The sequence below is a fragment of the Caballeronia sp. A2-2 genome (assembly GCF_057612605.2).
On sequence record NZ_CM172587.1, the window covers coordinates 3,251,053 to 3,271,414 of the forward strand.

The 20,362-nt window shown below is 61.6% G+C and carries 26 protein-coding genes; 13 read left to right on the forward strand and 13 right to left on the reverse strand.

The genetic code is table 11. The features are described from left to right. Positions 1-10: 10 nt before the first annotated feature. The 4 genes from ACZCWR_RS15390 to ACZCWR_RS15405 all read right to left on the reverse strand — a co-directional run bounded on the left by ACZCWR_RS15390 (position 11) and on the right by ACZCWR_RS15405 (position 2,986). Entirely contained in the window at positions 11-379 is a 369-nt protein-coding gene (locus ACZCWR_RS15390; RefSeq protein WP_487301584.1) for a hypothetical protein, read from the reverse strand. 546 nt (positions 380-925) lie between these two features. Then, on the reverse strand, positions 926-1,423 hold the full coding sequence (locus ACZCWR_RS15395) for a hypothetical protein (RefSeq protein WP_487301585.1): 498 nt from the start codon (positions 1,421-1,423) through the stop codon (positions 926-928). Between the two features lie 249 nt (positions 1,424-1,672). Next, on the reverse strand, positions 1,673-2,551 hold the full coding sequence (locus tag ACZCWR_RS15400) for an EamA family transporter (RefSeq protein WP_487301586.1): 879 nt from the start codon (positions 2,549-2,551) through the stop codon (positions 1,673-1,675). A 165-nt stretch (positions 2,552-2,716) separates the two neighbouring features. Further along, positions 2,717-2,986 carry a hypothetical protein gene (locus ACZCWR_RS15405; protein WP_487301587.1) on the reverse strand — a complete coding sequence of 90 codons (270 nt, stop codon included), beginning with the start codon at positions 2,984-2,986 and terminating at the stop codon, positions 2,717-2,719. A gap of 176 nt (positions 2,987-3,162) precedes the next feature. Here ACZCWR_RS15405 and ACZCWR_RS15410 point away from each other — a divergent pair, with 176 nt between their 5' ends. Beyond that, a complete protein-coding gene (locus tag ACZCWR_RS15410) occupies positions 3,163-4,062 on the forward strand; it encodes a pirin family protein (RefSeq protein WP_487301588.1) in 900 nt (299 codons plus the stop codon). Positions 4,063-4,164: 102 nt separating this feature from the next. Then, a complete protein-coding gene (trxA, locus tag ACZCWR_RS15415; RefSeq protein WP_487301589.1) occupies positions 4,165-5,013 on the forward strand; it encodes a thioredoxin in 849 nt (282 codons plus the stop codon). A 32-nt stretch (positions 5,014-5,045) separates the two neighbouring features. Here trxA and ACZCWR_RS15420 read toward each other — a convergent pair whose 3' ends face one another. Then, a complete protein-coding gene (locus tag ACZCWR_RS15420) occupies positions 5,046-5,879 on the reverse strand; it encodes a tRNA threonylcarbamoyladenosine dehydratase (protein WP_487301590.1) in 834 nt (277 codons plus the stop codon). Between the two features lie 281 nt (positions 5,880-6,160). On the opposite strand from ACZCWR_RS15420, the gene pdxH reads away from it, so the two are divergent. The 3 genes from pdxH (at position 6,161) to ACZCWR_RS15435 (ending at position 9,169) form a co-directional block, all read left to right on the forward strand. Then, positions 6,161-6,802, forward strand: coding sequence for a pyridoxamine 5'-phosphate oxidase (pdxH, locus tag ACZCWR_RS15425; protein WP_487301591.1), 642 nt, complete (start codon positions 6,161-6,163; stop codon positions 6,800-6,802). A gap of 115 nt (positions 6,803-6,917) precedes the next feature. Next, a complete protein-coding gene (locus tag ACZCWR_RS15430) occupies positions 6,918-8,132 on the forward strand; it encodes a class I SAM-dependent methyltransferase (RefSeq protein ID WP_487301592.1) in 1,215 nt (404 codons plus the stop codon). After that, positions 8,129-9,169 (forward strand): DUF72 domain-containing protein, encoded by a 1,041-nt coding sequence (locus tag ACZCWR_RS15435; protein WP_487303345.1) that lies wholly within the window; start codon positions 8,129-8,131, stop codon positions 9,167-9,169. Before ACZCWR_RS15430 ends, ACZCWR_RS15435 begins: the two co-directional genes overlap by 4 nt. Positions 9,170-9,173: 4 nt before the next feature. Here ACZCWR_RS15435 and msrA read toward each other — a convergent pair whose 3' ends face one another. Next, the gene (gene msrA / locus ACZCWR_RS15440; protein WP_487301593.1) at positions 9,174-9,734 is read right to left on the reverse strand and encodes a peptide-methionine (S)-S-oxide reductase MsrA; all 561 of its coding nucleotides are present in this window, start codon (positions 9,732-9,734) and stop codon (positions 9,174-9,176) included. Positions 9,735-10,037: 303 nt separating this feature from the next. Between msrA and ACZCWR_RS15445 the strand changes: the two genes are divergently transcribed. Continuing rightward, positions 10,038-10,553 carry a flavin reductase family protein gene (locus ACZCWR_RS15445; RefSeq protein ID WP_487301594.1) on the forward strand — a complete coding sequence of 172 codons (516 nt, stop codon included), beginning with the start codon at positions 10,038-10,040 and terminating at the stop codon, positions 10,551-10,553. 7 nt (positions 10,554-10,560) lie between these two features. Here ACZCWR_RS15445 and ACZCWR_RS15450 read toward each other — a convergent pair whose 3' ends face one another. Then, the gene (locus tag ACZCWR_RS15450) at positions 10,561-11,070 is read right to left on the reverse strand and encodes an Lrp/AsnC family transcriptional regulator (protein ID WP_487301595.1); all 510 of its coding nucleotides are present in this window, start codon (positions 11,068-11,070) and stop codon (positions 10,561-10,563) included. Positions 11,071-11,202: 132 nt separating this feature from the next. Between ACZCWR_RS15450 and kynB the strand changes: the two genes are divergently transcribed. The 3 genes from kynB to kynA are packed head-to-tail and all read left to right on the forward strand — an operon-like array spanning position 11,203 to position 13,952. After that, the gene (kynB, locus tag ACZCWR_RS15455; protein ID WP_487301596.1) at positions 11,203-11,829 is read left to right on the forward strand and encodes an arylformamidase; all 627 of its coding nucleotides are present in this window, start codon (positions 11,203-11,205) and stop codon (positions 11,827-11,829) included. A gap of 27 nt (positions 11,830-11,856) precedes the next feature. After that, positions 11,857-13,107, forward strand: coding sequence for a kynureninase (gene kynU, locus ACZCWR_RS15460; RefSeq protein WP_487301597.1), 1,251 nt, complete (start codon positions 11,857-11,859; stop codon positions 13,105-13,107). Between the two features lie 11 nt (positions 13,108-13,118). After that, entirely contained in the window at positions 13,119-13,952 is an 834-nt protein-coding gene (gene kynA, locus ACZCWR_RS15465) for a tryptophan 2,3-dioxygenase (protein ID WP_487301598.1), read from the forward strand. Positions 13,953-13,961: 9 nt separating this feature from the next. On the opposite strand, the gene ACZCWR_RS15470 is transcribed toward kynA, so the two are convergent. Continuing rightward, positions 13,962-14,756: an IclR family transcriptional regulator gene (locus tag ACZCWR_RS15470; protein WP_487301599.1), complete on the reverse strand. Its 795-nt coding sequence runs from the start codon at positions 14,754-14,756 to the stop codon at positions 13,962-13,964. Between the two features lie 107 nt (positions 14,757-14,863). Here ACZCWR_RS15470 and ACZCWR_RS15475 point away from each other — a divergent pair, with 107 nt between their 5' ends. The 4 genes from ACZCWR_RS15475 to ACZCWR_RS15490 all read left to right on the forward strand — a co-directional run bounded on the left by ACZCWR_RS15475 (position 14,864) and on the right by ACZCWR_RS15490 (position 17,706). Beyond that, positions 14,864-16,051 carry an acyl-CoA dehydrogenase gene (locus tag ACZCWR_RS15475; RefSeq protein ID WP_487301600.1) on the forward strand — a complete coding sequence of 396 codons (1,188 nt, stop codon included), beginning with the start codon at positions 14,864-14,866 and terminating at the stop codon, positions 16,049-16,051. A 228-nt stretch (positions 16,052-16,279) separates the two neighbouring features. Beyond that, positions 16,280-16,582 (forward strand): ElaB/YgaM/YqjD family protein, encoded by a 303-nt coding sequence (locus ACZCWR_RS15480; RefSeq protein ID WP_487301601.1) that lies wholly within the window; start codon positions 16,280-16,282, stop codon positions 16,580-16,582. Between the two features lie 194 nt (positions 16,583-16,776). Beyond that, on the forward strand, positions 16,777-17,160 hold the full coding sequence (locus ACZCWR_RS15485; RefSeq protein ID WP_487301602.1) for a phage holin family protein: 384 nt from the start codon (positions 16,777-16,779) through the stop codon (positions 17,158-17,160). 33 nt (positions 17,161-17,193) lie between these two features. Continuing rightward, positions 17,194-17,706, forward strand: coding sequence for a DUF3318 domain-containing protein (locus tag ACZCWR_RS15490; protein ID WP_487301603.1), 513 nt, complete (start codon positions 17,194-17,196; stop codon positions 17,704-17,706). A 2-nt stretch (positions 17,707-17,708) separates the two neighbouring features. On the opposite strand, the gene ACZCWR_RS15495 is transcribed toward ACZCWR_RS15490, so the two are convergent. Genes ACZCWR_RS15495 through ACZCWR_RS15515 form a run of 5 tightly spaced genes read right to left on the reverse strand, consistent with a single transcriptional unit; the run spans position 17,709 to position 20,338 of the window. Continuing rightward, entirely contained in the window at positions 17,709-18,167 is a 459-nt protein-coding gene (locus tag ACZCWR_RS15495; RefSeq protein WP_488876488.1) for a type IV pilin protein, read from the reverse strand. An 11-nt stretch (positions 18,168-18,178) separates the two neighbouring features. Beyond that, on the reverse strand, positions 18,179-18,640 hold the full coding sequence (locus ACZCWR_RS15500; protein ID WP_487301605.1) for a pilus assembly PilX family protein: 462 nt from the start codon (positions 18,638-18,640) through the stop codon (positions 18,179-18,181). Further along, a complete protein-coding gene (locus ACZCWR_RS15505; RefSeq protein ID WP_487301606.1) occupies positions 18,637-19,419 on the reverse strand; it encodes a type IV pillus assembly protein in 783 nt (260 codons plus the stop codon). The genes ACZCWR_RS15500 and ACZCWR_RS15505 overlap by 4 nt, the downstream gene beginning before the upstream one ends. After that, complete coding sequence (locus ACZCWR_RS15510; protein ID WP_487301607.1) at positions 19,416-19,805, reverse strand: type IV pilus modification PilV family protein; 390 nt, start codon at positions 19,803-19,805, stop codon at positions 19,416-19,418. The genes ACZCWR_RS15505 and ACZCWR_RS15510 overlap by 4 nt, the downstream gene beginning before the upstream one ends. Beyond that, positions 19,802-20,338 (reverse strand): GspH/FimT family pseudopilin, encoded by a 537-nt coding sequence (locus ACZCWR_RS15515; RefSeq protein WP_487301608.1) that lies wholly within the window; start codon positions 20,336-20,338, stop codon positions 19,802-19,804. The genes ACZCWR_RS15510 and ACZCWR_RS15515 overlap by 4 nt, the downstream gene beginning before the upstream one ends. Positions 20,339-20,362: the final 24 nt, after the last annotated feature.

Sequence of the window (20,362 nt, forward strand, 5' to 3'; positions counted from 1 at the left end):
AAGGGCTTTGTCACAGGTTGGGCGGGTTTTGCTCCAACGGAATCCGCATTTTTCTTTTCGCTTCGGTGCGTGAAGTCTCAAACGCTTCAGCAATGGGCTTGTTGGAAGCAAGCACGTCGGTCATTACTTCTGTCCAGTGTTGGCAGATCGCGAGCGTCAGGTCGATTTCTTGTCTCACCTCTGTTGGCGACAGGCTGGGGCCAGGCCAGCTAGTCGCCGCGCGCAATCTCACCCAACCGCTCTCGGAATCGAAATCCATCGTGAAATCGAGCAGGAAATGATAGTTCGCGTAGTTGACCGCCTCCAGAATCCGCGCCTGAGAGGCGCGCCTCGGCTTGGCTATGCTTGCAAAGAACCGAAGCGATGCTTTTCCCTCCATCGTGAAAATCCCACATGACCATTGCGGTTCCCCGAACTCAAGGAGTGTCACACCGACACCGAATGGCAGTGCTGGCTGCGGCTTGAGCGAAATATCAGCTGCATATCGTCAAGGACTTGCCGCACGAGATCGATATTGCTATCTGTATCCATCCTTCTTGCCAGCATAAGATTTATGACCTCAAAACCTGCATTACCCTGTTGAATCCCTCAACGCCGGACGTGCTATGAATTGCGTTCCCGGCTGCCACCGCCGACTGCACAGCGCCATTCGTTCGCACCGGAGCAGAAGGATCAGCAGGATTCGATGCCGCATCCACGACCATGACGCACGCAGGTAGCGCTAGCAAAACGCCTTGACGGTCGACGAAACGAAAGCGTGCACGACTGGCAGATATCTTCCCGCGGTTATGGCGCTGCACCGCTTGGCGCAGGTCTGTCGGGGCACGCAAAAACATTAAAATGGCGCAAGCGGAGAGAATCGCAGCCCCGAGCATTACAACGTTTTGGAAGAGCGGAGCGTAATGCTCGATAAAACCTGTTTCCATCACTGATGCCCTCTCATGTATGTTGACGACATCGGCGCTTTCAGCGGGCGCGCCGAGTAACCAATCCTTTCATCGTTGGCCTTACGACGCTTAGCGGCCAAAAAGCGCGCGAGTGCGCCGATAAGCGCTGCACAGGCTAGACAAATCATGCTGCCCCAAGCGCAATTCGTTATATACGGCGCAACGGGATCGGAATCAAGATTAATGTGAAGCGCCCCAACCTTGATAAACAGATAGGCCACGAAGACAAAAACGCCGGCGAGAACAATGAATGCTTTCCAAGCACCATAAGCGTCAATTCCAAGGTCCCGCTCCGTCTTATCCAACTCGACGTAGCTATTTATCAGAATGAGGACGCCGATACCCAGAAGGTCTCCAGTCGAAAACACTTTCTCGAACAGATGCGCCTCCGTTCGGAGCAAAGTGACGCCGCCCGGAAAATACACGAGCAACACCAACAGCAGCGGCAGCACTACCTCATAGAAAATGTACTTCATAGAACGATCTTTTCATGTTGTACCACCGTGAGCCATTTGACATGACGCTCTCACCTGCTAGAGAAAGCTCAAGGCGACAACAGATATTAACTGCTATGACCGTAGTTTTGGCAGTGACCTGGGACACGTTTATTCTGAAAATTTAGCGAGAGAAGGCGAAAGCATTATTTAGAATTGCCTTCTCACATGTGCAATGCTTTTACGAATGCCTTTAGGCAGCAATAAAGCTGCCCAAGTATTATCTTTAACTCACCGCGCCGCCACAAACCGCTGCACCACCTTCCCGCCAAACACATTCACCACCAGTCCCGCCATCACCAGCACCGCACCCGCAATTTCCGTCGTGCTCATTTCCTCGCCGAGCACGAGCGCCGCCGTCACGATGCCGATCACCGGCACCAGCAGCGAAAACGGCGCGACCTGCGCCGCCGGATAGCGCGCGAGCAGCTTTCCCCACAAGCTATAGCCAATGATCGTCGCGATAAACGACAGGTAGATGATCGCCGCCACCGACACGAGCGGAATGTGCGCGAGGCTCGCCTCGATGCGCGCCGGCCCTTCAAAGATCAGCGACAACGCGAAGAACGGCAACGGTGGAATCAGACTGCCCCACACGACGAGCGACAGCAGATCGACGCGGCCCATGCGCTTGGTCGCGACATTGCCGAGCGCCCACATCGAGGATGCGGCGAGCGTGAACAGGAAGCCCGCGAGGGTCATCGCGTGGCCGCCGTGCATGCCGATCACCGCGAGTCCTGCCGCCGCGATCAGCAAGCCAGCAACATTCGCCGCGCGAATGCGCTCGCCCAGAAACATCGCCGCGAAAATGAGCGTGAAGAACGCCTGCGCCTGAAGCACGAGCGAGGCGAGGCCAGCGGGCATCCCCACCGACATGCCGTAGAACAGCAACGCGAACTGCCCAAACGAAATGGTGATGCCGTAGGCAAAAAGCCAGCGAAAAGGAATCTGCGGGCGTTTGACGAAGATCGCGGGAAGCGCCGCGAGCGAAAAACGCAACGCGCCGAGCAGCATCGGCGGAACACCGTGCAAACCCAGCTTGATGACGACGAAATTCACGCCCCACGCGAGGATCACCACCATCGCGATCATCAAATCTCTTGGCGACATCGCCGCTCCCTTTCATCGAAATACGCCGTGAACAGGGAATCGAGTGTAGCCGTTGGGCGATGCGCAAGATTGTGAAATCCTGCGCACGTCATGGAAATAAACGAACGCCCGCACCGCTTGTATGCGGCACGGGCGTTCGGTGCTTTTGGCGTTACGGCCGAGCGCTTACTTGCTCTGGCCGCCCTCGCCTGCCGCGTTGTTGCCGGTCGAGGCATCGGGCGTCTTCTTGGTCGCGCCGGTTGCGTGGCCCGAATGCTTGCGCATCTTGTGCTTCTTGGGCGTGGAGCTCATCGCGTTATCCGGTGCGGCCGAACCGGTGTCGCCGCCCGCAGCCGCCGACGAGTTGCCCGAAGGCGTCTGCGCAATCGCGCCGGTGGCGGCCGTCACCGCGAAAATGCCTGCCGAGATAGCGACCAACAGTTTGTTCTTGCTCATTTTTTCCTCTCCTTATCAAGTTTGACGAACTGCGCGATGCTGCATGCGCACACTACGCTTTGCAGCCGCCGGAGGCCCGGCGACTGCGTTTATCGACGTCTGCAACCCGGTCCGCGCGCCGGTAGAATCGGCTGCGAAGCGCGTCATTCCGGCGTGCTACCGACACGGTGACCGCCATGCCCTCGACGCTCCGCGTGCTGCTTAAACCTCATCAACACGACATCGGCGGGCTGACGGTGAGGCGCGTGCTGCCCGCGCTCGCCGCGCGCACGGTCGGGCCTTTCATCTTCTTCGACCACATCGGTCCCGCAACGCTCATGCCTGGCAAGGGGCTGGACGTGCGTCCGCATCCGCATATCGGGCTGGCGACGGTCACGTATCTCTACGACGGCGCGATCATGCATCGCGACAGCGTCGGCTCCGTGCAGAAGATCACGCCCGGCGATGTCAACTGGATGACGGCCGGGCGCGGCATCGTGCATTCGGAACGCACGCCGGACGAAGAACGCGCAAGCGGCCAGACCATGCACGGCATTCAGACGTGGGTGGCGCTGCCGGTGGCGAGCGAAGAAGTCGAGCCGTCGTTCGAGCATCATCCGGCGGCGACGCTGCCGCAGATCGAGCGCGATGGCGTGACGCTGCGCGTGATCGCGGGCACGGCGTTCGGCGAGCAAGCACCGACGCGCACCTTCTCGCCGACGCTCTACGTCGCCGCGCATTTCGCGCCGGGCAGCACGCTCACGCTCGATACCGAGCACGAGGAACGCGGCGTGTATCTCGTGCAAGGCGATATCGCCATCGATGGCGAAGCCGTGCCCGAACAACAAATGGCCGTGCTCGAAGCGGGCTCGCCCGTCACGCTGAAAAGCAGCGAAGGCGCATCGGTGATGATTCTGGGCGGTGCGCCGCTGGATGGCGCGCGCATCATCGAATGGAATTTCGTGTCGAGCGCGCGGGAGAAGATCGAAGCTGCGAAGGTGGCGTGGAGCGAGCAGCGCATGGGACACGTGCCGGGCGAGACGGAGTTCATCCCGCTACCGCCGTCGCGCCGGAGCGACCGCGCGCCGGAGGCATGAGGCGTGCAGGTCGTTGAGCATTGAGTATTGAGTATTGAGAGCGGGCGAAACGTCCCTATCTAAGCAAATCGAGACAGACGCACCGCACCAGGAGAAACGCACATGGAAACCACCCTCGCCACTTTCGAGAACGACGTGATCCACGCGTCGATGCTCACCCCTGTTCTGGTCGATTTCTGGGCGCCATGGTGCGGCCCGTGCAAGACGCTCGGACCGATGCTGGAACGCCTCGAAGCCGAAGGCGCAGGCGCGTGGAAGCTCGTGAAGGTCAACGTCGATGAGAATCAGGAACTGGCCGCGCATTTTCAGGTGCGCAGCATTCCGCATGTAATCGCGTTCGCGGATGGCCGCCCGGTCGATCAGTTCATCGGTGTGTTGCCGGAAGGTCAGTTGCGCACGTTCCTCGACCGGCTCGTGCCCGCAGGACCGGATGCGGATCGGCAGGCCGCGCAAAGTGCGTGGGCCGCGGGCGACCGGAAGCAGGCCATCGACCAGATCAAGGCCGCGCTCGCGCTCGATCCCGGCTACGACGACGCGCGCATGGACCTGATCGAATGGCTGATCGCGGAACGTCGGTACGACGAAGCGAAGGACGAGGACAAGCTGTTGTCGCCAAAGACGACGCAAGGCATCGACGCGCGCTACAACGCGCTGAAGACCGAACTCGATGCCGCCGATGCCGCCGCCGCTCTACCGCCCGCCGACGCGCTGTATGCCGCCGTCGAAGCGAATCCCGACGATCTGGAAGCGCGCTTCGCTTTGGCAAACCGCCTGATCGCGGGCCGCGAATTCGGTGGCGCGCTGGAGCATTTACTGGCCATCGTCGAACGTGATCGCAGCTTCATGGACGATGTGGGCCGCAAGACCATGCTGTCAGTCTTCGAACTCGCGGCGAATCAGCCGGATATCGTGTCGCACTGGCGGCGCAGGTTGAGCGCGGCGATGAACTGACCGCCGCGATAAAACGCAAGACGCAAGCACGATCAGACGGCGCGCTTCGCCAGTTCCTTCAGCACATGCGCTGAAGCCGCGAACCCGAAGCTCGCCGTCACACACACGCTCGACCCGAATCCCGCGCAGTTCAAGCCGACCGGTCCCGCGTATCCCGCGCCGGTTTCCAAGTGCTCCGCGCCTTCGCTTACATCGCACACGGGCGCTTCCGGATAGATCAACGGTTCGTCCGAATACACCGCGCTCACCTTGAAACGCGCCTTCGGGCCGCGCGGAAAGCCGTGCATCTTGCGCAACTGTCCGCGCACTTTCGAGAGCAACGGGTCCTGAATCGTCAAGGCCAGATCGTCGATGCGGATGCGCGTCGGGTCCAGTTGCCCGCCCGCGCCGCCCACGGTAATCAACGGCTGCTTGTGCGCCACGCACCACGCGATCAACGCCGTCTTCGTGCGCACGCTGTCGATGGCATCGACGACAAAATCGAAGCCGCCGCCGAGCATGGAATCGAAGGTGGATGGCTCCACGAAGTCTTCGATCTGCGTGACTTCGCAGGCCGGATCGATCAGGCGGATGCGCTCGGCCATCGCCGTGACTTTCGCCTTGCCGTAGTTGCCGTCGAGCGCGTGAATCTGCCGGTTGGTGTTGCTCTCGGCCACGTTATCGAGATCGATGAGCGTGAGCTTGCCAATCGCACTGCGCGCCAGCGCCTCCGCGACCCACGATCCCACGCCGCCAATACCGATCACGGCGACATGCGCGCGCTCGAACGCCGCGAGCGCCGGCGCACCATACAACCGCGCGATGCCACCGAAACGGCGGTCGCGGTCCGCAATGTCGTCGGCAGGAATTTTGGTCGAAACAGTCATGGCACGCCTAAATAAAACGCTGAACTGAAAGCAAATCTAAAGCCATAAAAATCGAAAAGCCTTGCCGTATATCAAGTAAAGCTTTCACAAAGCTATCGCACACTCGCCATTGCGTGGTCAATTATGCAAAATGCGAGCGAATTGCGTATTCTGCCTTATCGATACATTGAACGTGATAGCCGCAGACGAATCGTCTGACCGCTTTTCAGGTTCACCGGGGTAATCAGGGCAAGAACAATTTTCCTTGGCTATACTGACGCGACTGTAGCGTTTGCATAAAAATGACCACCCTCGCAGACCTTCGCAAAAACTATTCACGCGGCGCACTGGACGCCGCCGACGTCGATCCGGACCCCGTGCGCCAGTTCGAAACCTGGTTCGCGCAGGCGCTCGATGCCGAATTGCCCGAGCCGAACGCCATGACGCTGGCAACCGTCGGCGCGGATGGCCGGCCGTCCGCGCGCATCGTGCTGATCAAGGGCGTCGACGAACGTGGATTCGTCCTGTTCACCAACTACGATAGCCGCAAAGGCCGCGAGCTTGCCGCCAATCCCGCGGCGAGTCTGCTGTTCCACTGGATCGAGCTCGAACGTCAGGTGCGCGTGGAAGGACGCATCGAAAAGACGAGCGCCGAGGAAAGCGACACCTACTACGCGTCACGGCCGCTCGGCTCGCGTATCGGCGCGTGGGCGTCGAACCAGAGCGAGCCGATCGAAAGCCGCGAAGCGCTCGAAGCGCTCGAGCGCGAGATGATCGCGAAATTCGGCGAAGCACCACCGCGGCCCCCGCACTGGGGCGGCTACCGGCTCGTGCCGGATGTCATCGAATTCTGGCAGGGACGGCCATCGAGGCTGCATGACCGCATCGTGTATTCACGCACGAGCGCGGACAGCCCGTGGCTGATAACGAGACTCGCGCCGTAATCACAGAGAGCACAAGAGCACAAAGAGCGCGGGCATCTAAAACAACGCAGCAAGACGGCAACGAACATGAAGGCGCGAGCCTTCCCCTTGATTTTCTTAGCGCGGAGAAGCAAGCATGTTCTGGGAGAAGAAACTGACGGAGTGGGTCGAGGAAGTGCGCAACAGGGCGAATCTGCCCGCGCGCCTCGTGCTTTGGGATGGGCAGCAGCATGATTTCGGACGCTTCGCCGCGCCTCAGGTCACGCTGCACGTGAAAAGCGCGACCGCGCTGCCCTATTTGCTCGAACCGAGTCTAGACAATCTCGGTGAAGCTTACGTGAAAGGCAAGATCGATATCGAGGGCAAGCTCACCGATATCATCAACATCGGCTATTCACTGGCGAAGAGCACGGTCACCAGCGCCAGCAAGCTCGCGCGCGTGCGACGATATTTCACGCACTCGAAGGCGTCGGACAAGAAGGCCATTCAGTACCACTACGATGTGTCGAACGAGTTCTACAAGCTCTGGCTCGACAAGAACATGGTGTACTCGTGTGCGTACTTCGAAACCGGCGACGAAGACCTCGAAACCGCGCAGCTCAAGAAGATCGATCACATCCTCACCAAGATTCAGGTCGAGCCGGGGCATCGTCTGCTCGATATCGGCTGCGGCTGGGGCGCGCTCGTGATCCGCGCGGCGCAGAAGTTCGGCGCGAAATGCGTGGGCGTCACGCTCTCCGAGAACCAGTTCAAACTCGCGACGCAGCGCGTGAAGGACGCTGGTCTCGAAGGCCAGATCGAGATTCGCCTGCAGGATTACCGCGATGTGCCGGGCCAGTTCGACCGCATCACGAGCGTGGGCATGTTCGAGCACGTCGGGCGCAAGAATCTGCCCGCGTACTTCACGAAGATTCGCGAATTGCTCGTGGATGACGGCGTCGCGATGAATCACGGCATTACGTCGAGCGACGCCGACAGCGGCGAAACCTCGTTCGGCGGCGGCGAGTTCATCGATAAATACGTGTTTCCGGATGGCGAGTTGCCGCATATCGGGCTCGCGCTGGAATCGATGCAGCGCGGCGGGCTGGAAGCGGTCGATGTCGAAAGCCTGCGCCGCCATTACGCGCAAACGCTCGATATCTGGGCGAACAACTTCGAGGAGCGCGCCGAGGAAGCGAAAGGCCTGGTCGATGACGAGCACTTTCGCATCTGGCGCGTGTATCTCGCGGGTTGCGCGTATGCGTTCGAGAACGACGATGTCTCGATCTATCAGGTCGTCTGCCGCAAGGCCGGACGCAGCGCGAAAACGCTGCCGTGGTCGCGGCGGTATATCTACGAGAAGGCGCTCTGAACTCGCCATCCTTGCCTGGCGATTCCGAAACGGCGGGCGTGCCGGAAGAACAGAGCGATCTGTTCGGCGCGCCTTCCGTTTCGCCTGCGCCCTTGCAGCCGGAAGCGGAAGCGCTCGCTCGTCGCTTGCCTGGCTCGCTGCATCTCGGCACATCGACGTGGTCGTTTCCGGGTTGGCGCGGCATCTTGTATGGCGGCGAGTATTCGAACACGCTTCTTTCGCGCGATGGCCTTAAAGCCTATAGCGCGCATCCGTTGCTGCGATGTGTGTCCATCGATCGCTCGTTTTATGCGCCGCTGTCGCTCGCGGAATACGCGCGTTATGCGTCGCAGGTTCCGGAGCATTTTCGCTTCATCGTGAAGGCGCCCGCTTCCGTCACCGATGCCTTCGTGCGCGGCGAACGCGGCACGCCCGATGCCGACAATCCCGCGTTCCTGAACGCGCAGATCACCATCGATGAATTCGTGACGCCGTGCATCGGCGGGCTGGGTGCGAAGGCTGGCGCGCTCGTGTTCCAGTTCTCGCCATTGCCCGATGCGATGATCGTGGAGCCGTCGCGTTTCATCGAACCGTTGAGCGGCTTTCTGCACGCGCTGCCGCCGCTCGCAGGCGACGCGTGCTATGCCGTCGAGATACGCGACGCGTCCATGCTCACGCCGCGCTTCATCCGCATGTTGCGGGATGCGAAGGTGCGCTATTGCATCGGCATTCACGCGCGCATGCCGGATGTGCGGCGTCAGGCCAACGCGCTTGCATTGCTGGACGAAGACGCGCTCGGACCGCTGATCGTGCGCTGGAGTCTGCACAGCGGCTTTCGCTACGAACAGGCGAAGGCGAAGTACGAACCGTTCGATCGAATCGTCGATGAAGACCTGGACACGCGCGCGACGCTCGCCGAACTGGCCGCGCGTTATGCGATTGCGGGCCAGCCCGTGGTGATCGCGGCGAACAACAAGGCGGAAGGCTCCGCGCCGCTGACGTGCTTCGAACTCGCGCGCGGCATCGCGCTGGAATGCGAGCGCGCGCGAGAAGAATGACGCGTTACTTCTTCAGCCGATGCGCGAATTTCTGGCGAAACTTCGCGACCTTGGGACCGACGACCGCCGCGCAATATCCCTGATTCGGATGCTGTGCGAAGTAGTTCTGGTGATACGCCTCGGCGGGATAGTAGTCATTGTCGAGCGGTACAACCTGCGTCACGATCTTGCCGCCAAAAACGTCCTCGCGCTGCAACTCGTCGATGACTTCGAGCGCCGTCTTGCGCTGCTCGTCCGAATGCGTGAACACCGCCGAACGATACTGCGTGCCGACATCGTTGCCCTGCCGGTTGAGTTGCGTCGGATCGTGCGTGGCGAAGAAGACTTCGAGCACATCGCGATAGCTGATGATGGCCGGATCGAATACGACCTGCACCACTTCGGCGTGACCGGTTCCGCCATCGCACACTTGTTCGTACGACGGATTCACCACCTTGCCGCCCGCATAGCCCGATTCGACCGACTGCACGCCTTCTACCGCCAGAAACACGGCCTCGGTACACCAGAAGCAACCGCCGCCGAGCGTCGCGGTTTCGAGTCCCGTCTGCGCATTTTGCTGAGTCATGCCAACTCCTTTGGAAGTGCCTGCGGATCACCCATATGGTTGCGCGATGCGCGTAATTCAACCTGCCGTGAGCGCAGGCGATGCATCGAGCTTACTGGGTTTTACAAACGTGCGCCGATGCGCACAACGCAGACCAATGACCGCCGGACGGCGGGTGTTTGGCGGCTATCGACAGCCGATTCCGCTAGAATCGGTACGACATGAAGGTCTTGACCAGTGCTCAGCGCGTCGCGCGGCCGGTTCGGCACATGACAAAAAACGCCTTCGTTGAACAGACCGATCCTCCGCACGCCCAGCAGCCAAATGACAAGCGCCAAGACACCGAACTTCGATCCGAAAGACTTCCGCGCGGCGCTCGGCCAGTTCGCGACCGGCGTCACGGTCATCACCACGCGCACGGAGTCGGGGCAACTCATCGGTATCACGGCGAGTTCGTTCAATTCGGTGTCACTCGACCCGCCGCTCGTGCTGTGGAGTCTCGCGACCAAATCGGCATCCATGCCGGTGTTCCGCTCGAACAGTCATTACGTGGTGAACGTGCTGGCCGCGACGCAGCTCGATCTGTGCCGGCGCTTCGCCACGGTCAAGGGCGACCGTTTCGCGGGCGTCTCGCACGCGGCGGGCGATTCGGGCATGCCGGTGCTGGACGGCGCGATTGCGTGGTTCGAATGCCATAACCGCAGCCGCTACGACGAAGGCGATCACGTGATCTTCGTGGGCGAAGTGGAACGCTGCGGCGTGCGCAGCGCGAGCGAACTCGCCGCGCCGCTGGTCTTTCACGCGGGCGAGTTTCACACGCTCGGATCGCTCAAGTCTTGACGCCGCTTTAGCCTTTGTTCGACGCAAGCCGGTCCGGCTGTTCGATCAGCGCGACGGGAACGCCCGCATCGTCCTTCATGGTCTGAAGCACGATATTCGAGCGGATGTCGATCACGCCCGGCGCTTTGTACAGCTTGGTGAGAATGAAATCCGAGTAGTGCTTGAGGTTGTGCGCCAGCACGCGCAACACGTAATGCGTGTCGCCCGTCACGACGAACGCGCCGACCACTTCCGGCCACTCGCGCACGGCGGATGCGAACTTCTCATGCCAGTTGTCCTGATCGTTGCGCATGGACACATGCACGAACGCTTCCAGTTCGATGCCCAGCCGTTCCCGGTCCAGACACGCGCGATAACTCGCGATGACCCCTTCCTCTTCGAGCAACCTCATTCGGCGCAGGCACGCCGACGGCGACAGCGAAATGCGCTCCGCCAGGTCCAGGTTGCTGATCCGCCCATCTTCCTGCAGTACCGCCAGAATCCGGCAATCCGTAGCATCGAGCGTGAATCCGGTCATTCTTAGCTCCCCAAGCCCCTTTCATCGAATTATGTTCTAAGTACAGCGTTTTCGGGTGGTTATTTTGCAATCACTTTTCGAGATAACACGGCTATGATTTGACGCATCTTCACGCTTTCTGCTAGGCGCGCCATGAAGCTTTATGACATTTCGCCGCCGATCGACACCGGCACGCCGGTTTGGCCGGGCGATACGCCGGTGCGCATCGAGCGCGTGTGGCGCATGGAAGCGGGCTCGCCGGTGAACGTCGCGCGGCTCACGCTGTCGCCTCACACCGGCGCGCATGCCGATGCCCCGCTCCACTACGACCGCGACGGCGCGGCCATCGGCGCGGTCGCGCTGGATACGTATATCGGCGCGTGCCGGGTCGTGCATTGCATCGGCGCGCGGCCGCTTGTGCTGCCCGAACACATCGCCGCTTTTCTCGACGATGCCCCGCCGCGCATGCTTCTGCGTACTTACGAACGCGCGCCGCATCACGCGTGGGACAGCGATTTCTGCGCGGTCGCGCCGCAGACCATCGACCTGCTGGCGAGCCGTGGCGTGAAACTGATCGGCATCGACACGCCTTCGCTCGATCCGCAGGAGTCGAAAACGATGGACGCGCATCACCGCATCCGCGCGCACGGCATGGCGATTCTCGAAGGCCTCGTGCTGGACGACATCGCGCCGGGCGACTATGAACTGATCGCGCTGCCGCTCAAATTGGCCTCGCTCGATGCCAGCCCGGTGCGCGCCGTGCTGCGCTCGCTGGCGTGAATCATCTCCGAATATAGGGACTTTTCGATGAAACATCGTGACGAAGCCGTGTCACTGGACCGTGACGATCCGCTCAACGCCCTGCGCGATCAGTTCGCGCTGTCCGATGGCGTGATCTATCTCGACGGCAATTCGCTCGGCGTGCCGCCGAAAGCCGCCGCCGCGCGCGCCGCCGCCGTGATCGCCGAGGAATGGGGCGATGGCCTGATCCGAAGCTGGAACACCGCCGGCTGGTTCGCGCTGCCCAAGCGACTCGGCAACAAGCTCGCGCCGCTGATCGGCGCAGGCGAGGATGAAGTCGTCGTCACGGACACGATTTCGTCGAACCTGTTCAAGGTGCTTTCGGCGGCGCTGAAGCTCGCGAACGAGCGCGATCCGAAGCGGCGCGTGATCGTCTCCGAACGTTCGAACTTTCCGACGGATTTGTACATCGCGCAGGGTTTGATCGCGCAGTTGGATCGCGGCTATGCGTTGCGTCTGGTGGATGATCCTTCCGAGCTTTCATCCGCCATCGACGAACGCACGGCAATCGCGATGATCACGCACGTCAACTACCGCACCGGCCACATGCACGACATGGCTGCGCTCACACAGACGATTCATCGCGCGGGCGCGCTCGCGGTCTGGGATCTCGCGCATTCGGCGGGCGCGGTGACGGTGGATCTGAACGGCGTAGGCGCGGATTACGCGGTCGGCTGCACGTATAAATATCTGAACGGCGGGCCGGGTTCGCCTGCGTTCGTTTGGGTGCCGAAACATCATCAGAATTCGTTTTCGCAGCCGCTGTCGGGCTGGTGGGGACACAAAAAGCCGTTCGAGATGGACCCGGTGTATCGTCCCGACGATGGCATCGGGCGCTTTCTGTGCGGCACGCAGCCGATCGTCTCGATGGCGCTGGTCGAATGCGGGCTCGACGTGTTCCTGCAAACGGATATGCAGACCTTGCGCCGCAAGTCGCTGGCGTTGAGCGATCTGTTCATCGAACTGGTGGAAGCGCGTTGCGGCGCGTTTCCGCTGACGCTCGCCACGCCACGCGACCACGCGCGGCGCGGCTCGCAGGCGAGCTTCGAGCATCCGAACGGTTATGAGGTGATGCAGGCGCTGATCGCGCGCGGCGTGATCGGCGATTATCGCGAGCCACGTATTCTGCGCTTCGGCTTCACGCCTTTGTACACGCGTTTCGTCGATGTCTGGGACGCCGTGGAAGTGCTGCGCGACGTGCTCGCGACCGAAAGCTGGCGCGCGCCGCAATTCGCCGAACGCGCCTCGGTGACGTGAGGGATTCGATCATGAGCGACGACACAAAAGGCTGGCACGACGCCAAGCTCGACTTCTCGAAATCGATGAGCTACGGCGATTACCTCTCGCTCGATTCGCTCCTGAACGCGCAGCATCCGCGCTCGCCGGAACACGACGAGATGCTTTTCATCGTGCAGCATCAGACCAGCGAACTGTGGATGAAGCTCGCGCTGCACGAGTTGCACGGCGCGCTGGCGGCGGTCACGCGCGATGAATCGCAGATTGCGTTCAAGATGCTCGCGCGCGTGTCGCGTATCTTCGAGCAACTGGTGCAAGCGTGGAGCGTGCTCGCGACCATGACGCCTTCCGAATATGTGGCGATGCGGCCTTATCTCGGTTCGTCGTCGGGGTTTCAATCGCATCAATATCGGCAGATCGAGTTCATGCTGGGCAACAAGAATGTGCAGATGCTCAAGCCGCACGAGCACCGCGCGGAAACGCATGACGCGGTGCGCGCGGCGTTAGAAGCGCCCTCCTTCTACGATGAAGTCATCCGCATGCTCGCGCGGCGCGGCTTCGCGATCGACCCTGCGCGGCTCTCGCGCGACTGGACGCAGCCCACGCTCTACGACGAATCCGTCGAAGCGGCATGGCTCGCGGTGTATCGCGATCCCAAGGCGCATTGGGAGCTTTACGAAATGGCGGAAGAACTCGTCGATCTGGAAGACGCGTTCCGGCAATGGCGCTTCCGGCATGTGACGACGGTGGAACGCATCATCGGCATGAAGCAGGGCACGGGCGGCACGGCGGGCGCGTCTTATCTGCGCAAGATGCTGGATGTCGTGCTGTTTCCCGAGTTATGGCACGTGCGGACCGTGCTCTAGTTTTCTTCTTTATGCGAGACGCGCGGCCAGCGTCCTGAGCTTCGGTCCGATCGTCTCGCGAAAGTAAGCCTCATCCATCGACGATGCCGGTCCGCTGCTCGACAGCACGAGCCATCGGCCATGACGGACATCGCGCAAAGGCGCGGCGACGGCGTTGACGTCCTCGTGCCACTCGCGGAAGGAATAGCAGCAGCCATCGCGGGCGAAGTCTTCGATCGATTGGCGGGCGGCTTCCACTTCGTTTTCGTTTCCTTCGGATGCCAGTTCGTTGAGCAGCGTTTCACGCGCGTCCGGTTCCTGCACGGCGAGATACGCGCGGCCCATCGAACTCGTCAGCATCGACAAACGCGATCCCGGCGCCAGGCCGAGCGTCAGCGCGGTTTCGCTGCGGATCGTCTCCAGATAGATCATGTCCAGACCGTCGCGGCAGGCGAGCGATACCGCCGCGCCAATCTCGCGCGCAAGCGTGCGCATGTGCGGACGCGCGAGTTCCAGCGTGTCGGCACCGGCCAGCAACGTGAAGCCAAGCGACAGCACGCCAGTGTCGAGCGCGTATTTGCCGGCGGCATCGTCGAAACGCAGATAGCCTAGCGTCGTGAGCGTGTAGGCGAGACGGTTGACGGTCGCCTTCGGCAAACCCGTTCGTTCGACGAAATCGCGATTGCCGAGCAAGGTCTCGCCGGGACGAAACACGCGCAGCAATTCAAGGCCGCGTGCGAGCGCGACCACGAACTTGCGCTCGTCGATGGCATCGGACGAAGATGGGTTAGATGCGGGATTCGTCGGGTTGGAGCGTGAAGACATCGAATGCTAGACTGGCCCGTGATTTTCAAAACATTGTTCCGCCAGGCGGAACTCGTGTCAAGCCGATGCTTTTCACGCGCCCTAACGATTGCCACAGGAGAACGCTCATGGCCGACGCCGCATTCAACTGGGAAGACCCGCTGCTGCTGGATCATCAACTCAACGAAGACGAACGCATGGTGCGCGATGCCGCGCGCGCGTACGCGCAGGACAAGTTGCAGCCGCGCGTGACGCTGGCGTTCCGCGAGGAAAAAACCGATGCGTCGATCTTCCGCGAGATGGGCGAACTCGGCTTGCTCGGCCCGACGATTCCCGAGCAATACGGCGGACCGGGCCTCAATTACGTGTGCTACGGCCTGATCGCGCGCGAAGTCGAACGCGTGGATTCCGGCTATCGCTCGATGATGTCGGTGCAGTCGTCACTCGTGATGGTGCCCATCTACACCTTCGGCAGCGAGGCGCAAAAGCAAAAGTACTTGCCGAAGCTCGCGCGCGGCGAATGGATCGGCTGCTTCGGCCTGACCGAGCCGAACGCGGGCTCCGATCCGGCCAGCATGACCACACGCGCGAAGAAGGTCGATGGCGGCTTCTCGCTGTCCGGCACGAAGATGTGGATCTCGAACTCGCCGATCGCGGATGTCTTCGTCGTCTGGGCGAAGCTGGAGGAAGACGGCAAGGACCAGATTCGCGGCTTCATTCTGGAGAAAGGCTGGAAGGGACTCAGCGCGCCCGCGATTCACGGCAAGGTCGGATTGCGTGCATCGATTACCGGCGAAGTGGTGATGGACGAAGTGTTCGTCCCTGAGGAAAACATGCTGCCGGATGTGCGCGGGCTCAAAGGTCCGTTCACCTGTTTGAACTCGGCGCGCTATGGCATCTCGTGGGGCGCGCTCGGGGCGGCAGAAGCGTGCTGGCATACCGCGCGTCAATACACGCTCGATCGCAAGCAATTTGGCCGTCCGCTTGCCGCCAATCAGTTGATTCAGAAGAAGCTTGCTGATATGCAGACCGAGATCACGCTCGGCCTTCAAGGCGTGCTGCGCCTTGGCCGCATGAAGGACGAAGGCACGGCGGCAGTCGAGATCACCTCGATCATGAAGCGCAACTCGTGCGGCAAGGCGCTGGAAATCGCGCGGCTTGCGCGCGACATGCTCGGCGGCAACGGCATCTCGGACGAGTTCGGCGTGGCGCGTCATCTGGTCAACCTCGAAGTAGTCAATACGTATGAAGGCACGCACGATATCCACGCGCTGATCCTCGGCCGCGCGCAAACGGGCATTCAAGCGTTCTTCTGACCGTGAACGACGTACGAGCTTTGTAACTTTCGATGTGCGCCTGAAACTTTTACGGGTCAGATCCTCTCCACTTCCAACGGTGTCGAAGGTTTGACGAGGGCGCGCGCGTTTCACCATCTTTTGTTCGACTGGAACGAAACCTGCGTCGTCCACCTTGGCCATGGGCCTCCTCGTCAGCGACCGCATCTTTGGTTACGATTCGCGTAGCCTCACCGATTGGAGCCTTTAATGTCAGAAATCAATAAGGAGCGATTCATGTCGGACATCAAAACCGTTCTCGCTGACGCCGAAGATCTGTTGAAGCAAGCGGCTTCCGCCACGGGCGAACGCGCCTCCGAACTGCGCGAAACCGCCATGACACGTCTGAAGCAAGCGAAGGAAAAGGCCGCCGATGCACAGGTCGTCGTGATCGAACGCGGCAAGAAAGCCGCGCGCGCCACGGACGATTACGTGCATGAGCATCCGTGGGCATCGATCGGTATTGCCGCAGGCCTGGGCGCGGTGATCGGACTGCTGATCAACCGCAAGTAAGCATCACGCGGCGGCTGTCTTCCTCGCAATGGCCCGCTGATTGCTAACTCGTTGGCAATCGCGGCCTCTGATCGGGGGAGAGTCGAACCGGACCTCGCGTGCCTTCACAGGCGCGCGACTCCCTGCTCTAGCGCCGGTTTCATCAAAGCGGCGACGCGCCACACCCACGCCTTTCGACCTCAAGCACTCACGCCATGACGACAGAACGGCCCACGCGGCAACCGTCTCCCGGACCCTTGCGACGCATCGTAAGCTCTGCTTTCGCCATCTTCGAGACGCGGCTTGAGCTTATCGGCATCGAGCTTCAGGAGGAGAAGGAACGGCTTATCGGCGTGCTCTTTCTCGGGCTTGCCTCGATGATGCTCGCCATGATGGCGCTCATCTCCCTGACCGTGCTCATCGCCATATTCTTCTGGGACACGTATCGCTGGCAGGCGCTCGGCGGCATCACGCTGCTGTATGCGTTGATCGCGATTGCCTGTGCGCTGCGCGCACGCAGCAGCCTGCGCGCCGCGCCGAACATGTTCGACGACACGCTCGCGGAATTCCGCAAGGATCGCGACACGTTCCGCTCCTGACGCGTTTTTTTGCCGCAAACCGACATCGATCCCATGAGCCAACAAGACGAAACCTTCAAGACGCCCAAGCGCGACAAGACGCAAAAGCTGCGCACGCCGCACATGCGCGCATTGCGCAAGGAACTGCTGATCGCGCGCGCCGATGTCGAACGCATGGAACTGCGGCAGGCATCGGTCGACCTGCGTGAATCGGTGACGCATTTCAGCTTTTTGCGGTTCCTGATGCCGGGCAGTGGCGCGCGGCGAAGCAAGCGTGGCGCGTCGGGTGGCGGCATCGGCAGTATTCTCGGATCGCTGTTTGGTGGTGGCGGCGGCGCTGGCGGCGGTGGGCTTGGGCTGCTGTTCAGGCAGTATCCGATCATCGGGTCCATTGCTTCACTCGTGCTCACCAAACCGGTTCGGACCAAGGTCGTTCACGGCGCGAAACCGGTGCTCAAATGGGGCGGGCTTGGGCTCGCCGCGTGGGAAGCGTGGCGCATCTATCAGCAGATGAAGACGGCCAAAACGGAAACGGCCGCGGATGCGGTTGACCCCACGGTCTTCTGAGTTCATCCTTTTCCCGCCCAACATAAAGACGAGCGCGCCGCATCCAGCGGTGCGCTCGCGCGATTGGCGCGCACACCCGTTGCTTCGACGATGAACGTGCCGCATGCATCGTCCTGCATCGCGCCGGGAATGACGGGAGCGGCTTCGATTGCATATCCACCGTTCGTCGCGGATTCGGGCAATACCGCGAGCCGGTAGATCGCCGTTCCGTTCGATGGCGCCTGATCCTGCCCGGCTTCCAGCGCGATGACATTGCCGTTTGCCGGCATCTGCGCGAAGCGCGCGCTTTCCACGAACTGCACGGCACGCATGAGCGCCGCCGTCGCCTCCAGCCGATGCCCGCGCTCGACGTGCGCCCGATAGGAAGGCAACGCGAACATCGCGATGACCGCCGCGACGCCCAGCACGATCATCAGTTCGAGCAGGCTGAAGCCCCGCCCTTTTTTGCGAAGATGTTTCATCATTCCCTTGTTCAAAATGGTCTGGCAACGACGCGCCGCCAATGCTTCACGCCTTTGTCGATTCGCAGTTGTAGCCACGCTTCCGAATTGGCGTTCTGTCCGAATCCGCGCGCGGTGATGAGATACGACTCGTTCGATGCAACCGTCTCGATGAGGCATTGCGGCACGCGGCGGGCATACGGCCAGTCGGCGAACGGCTTCACGGCAAGCGCGGACGCTCCATCGAACGACGCTTTAGAGCGCCACTGCATCGATTCCTGATTTGACGCTGGCAACGCGGCATCGAGCATTCGGCTACAGCGTAAAAGCGCGCTGTCGGCTGCGTGAAATGCCTGAATGCGTTCGCGCGCCGCCAACGTCGAACGCGACGCCGACAGCGAGGTTTGCAGCCACGCGCTCGCGGTGACGAGCATCATCGCGCTGATGAGCAGGACGATCGGCAACGCCGTGCCTTGGGACGTTTTGCGTCTCACGTTGCGCCTCCGCTGTTCGATGCATTGCGGATCGCGACGCGTCGCCAGAATGCTTGTCGCGTGCGGCCATCGTCGGCAATCGCGGATGTGCCGTCGCAATCGATATAGCTCGCGCGTCGCTTCGCCTGATTCAGATAGCCGCGCACGACGGCGCAAATGTCCAACGCATACGCGCCCTTCCATTGATCGCGAGGGACGGCCGACACGCTAACCGGGCTGGATATATTTGGAAGCCAAACCATCACCCGCATGCGCTCGATGCCTTCCACCACCGGCTGCGCCTGCTTGCCGCCGCTTCCGTCGCAATACAACTCGGGTTCGGTGCTCGATGTGCTCGCCTTCGCGTAAAAGCGGTTCGTGATGAAGGCATCGGTGACGGCCTGGCCGAGACAGTCGGTGGGCGCGCCGCTGTTAGTTGGCCAAGTGGAAAGCGCGTCGGCGGCGTAGCGCACTTGCAGTCCGTCCGAATGGCTTGCAAGCGATTCGCACGATGCCGCGGTGTCCGCGCCCGTCACGCGTCCTTGCGCGCAGGCGAAAAGCGGTGCATCGACAATCGAGTCGGCCGATGCGAAGCCCGCCATCTGCGCTTGCTGACCGATGAGATCCAGCGCGACGGCTGCGGCATCGTGCATGCGCGCGGCGTCGTCGGCGCGTTCGAACGCCATGCGTTGCGAGCGATACAACGACAACACTGCGGTCACGATCAGCAAGCCGAGCGCGAGCGCAATCGTGAGTTCGAGCAGCGTGTGGCCGCTTGTGCTTCGAGGACGGGAGTTCATCGCGCGAACGCCACGGCAATGCATGAGGCCGTCGCTTTCGCCAGCGTTTCGGGACACGGGTCCGTGCGATCGTCCGCGCGCCAGCTTACCGTGGCGATGCGCACGCCATCGGCGCGATCCGTCACGGCGACGTCGCCCTCGGGAAGCATCGCGGCCGCTCTGGTTCGCCATTGCGACAACGCCGTCGCGCGATCCGCATCGCTGCGTATGCTTTCGACGACCGAATCCGCGATCAGCGCGGCACGTTCGCGCAATAACGCGAGACGTTCTCCGCGTGCCAATGCGTTTTGCATCGCGATGAAACCGAGCGCCGTCACCGCCGTGATGGAGAGCGCGATCAACACTTCGATCAGCGAATCGCCCTTTTGAAGCGCACGTTGCATCATGCCGACGCTCCGCAAGCGCCTTGTGTAATCCGCGCACGCCCACCCGCTGCAAGCCTCACACACCGATGCGCCTTCGAATCCGCCCCACGCGGACCGAAATCGAAGCTGCGAAAACCGCCGATCACCTGGCCCGAAGGCGGCGTGAACGCAAGATCGGTCGTTGCACCTGAGATGGCGACCGGCGTCATCGCCGGCTGCATGCGCAGGAGTGTCGGCGTGCCATCGACATCGACGAACAAGCCCCATCCGCACGACCAGTCCGCGATGCCGTCATCGCAACTCTTGCCCGACACCAGACAGCGCCGCGCGGCATCGATCCGGCAAAGCGTGACGCGCGCACCGCGCCGCGTGGCTTCGGCGCGCGCCAAGGAGAGGGTGGAAATCAGCGCGCGGGCGCGGGCATCGACCTGATCGCGCAACTGCCACGCGAAAAACGACGGCGTGGCGAAGGCCGCGACGATCGCCATCACGGCCAGCACGACGCAAAGCTCGACCAGCGTGAAGCCGGACCGACGTGAGCGGTTCATCTGCATCCCTTATGGAATCGGAAACGATGA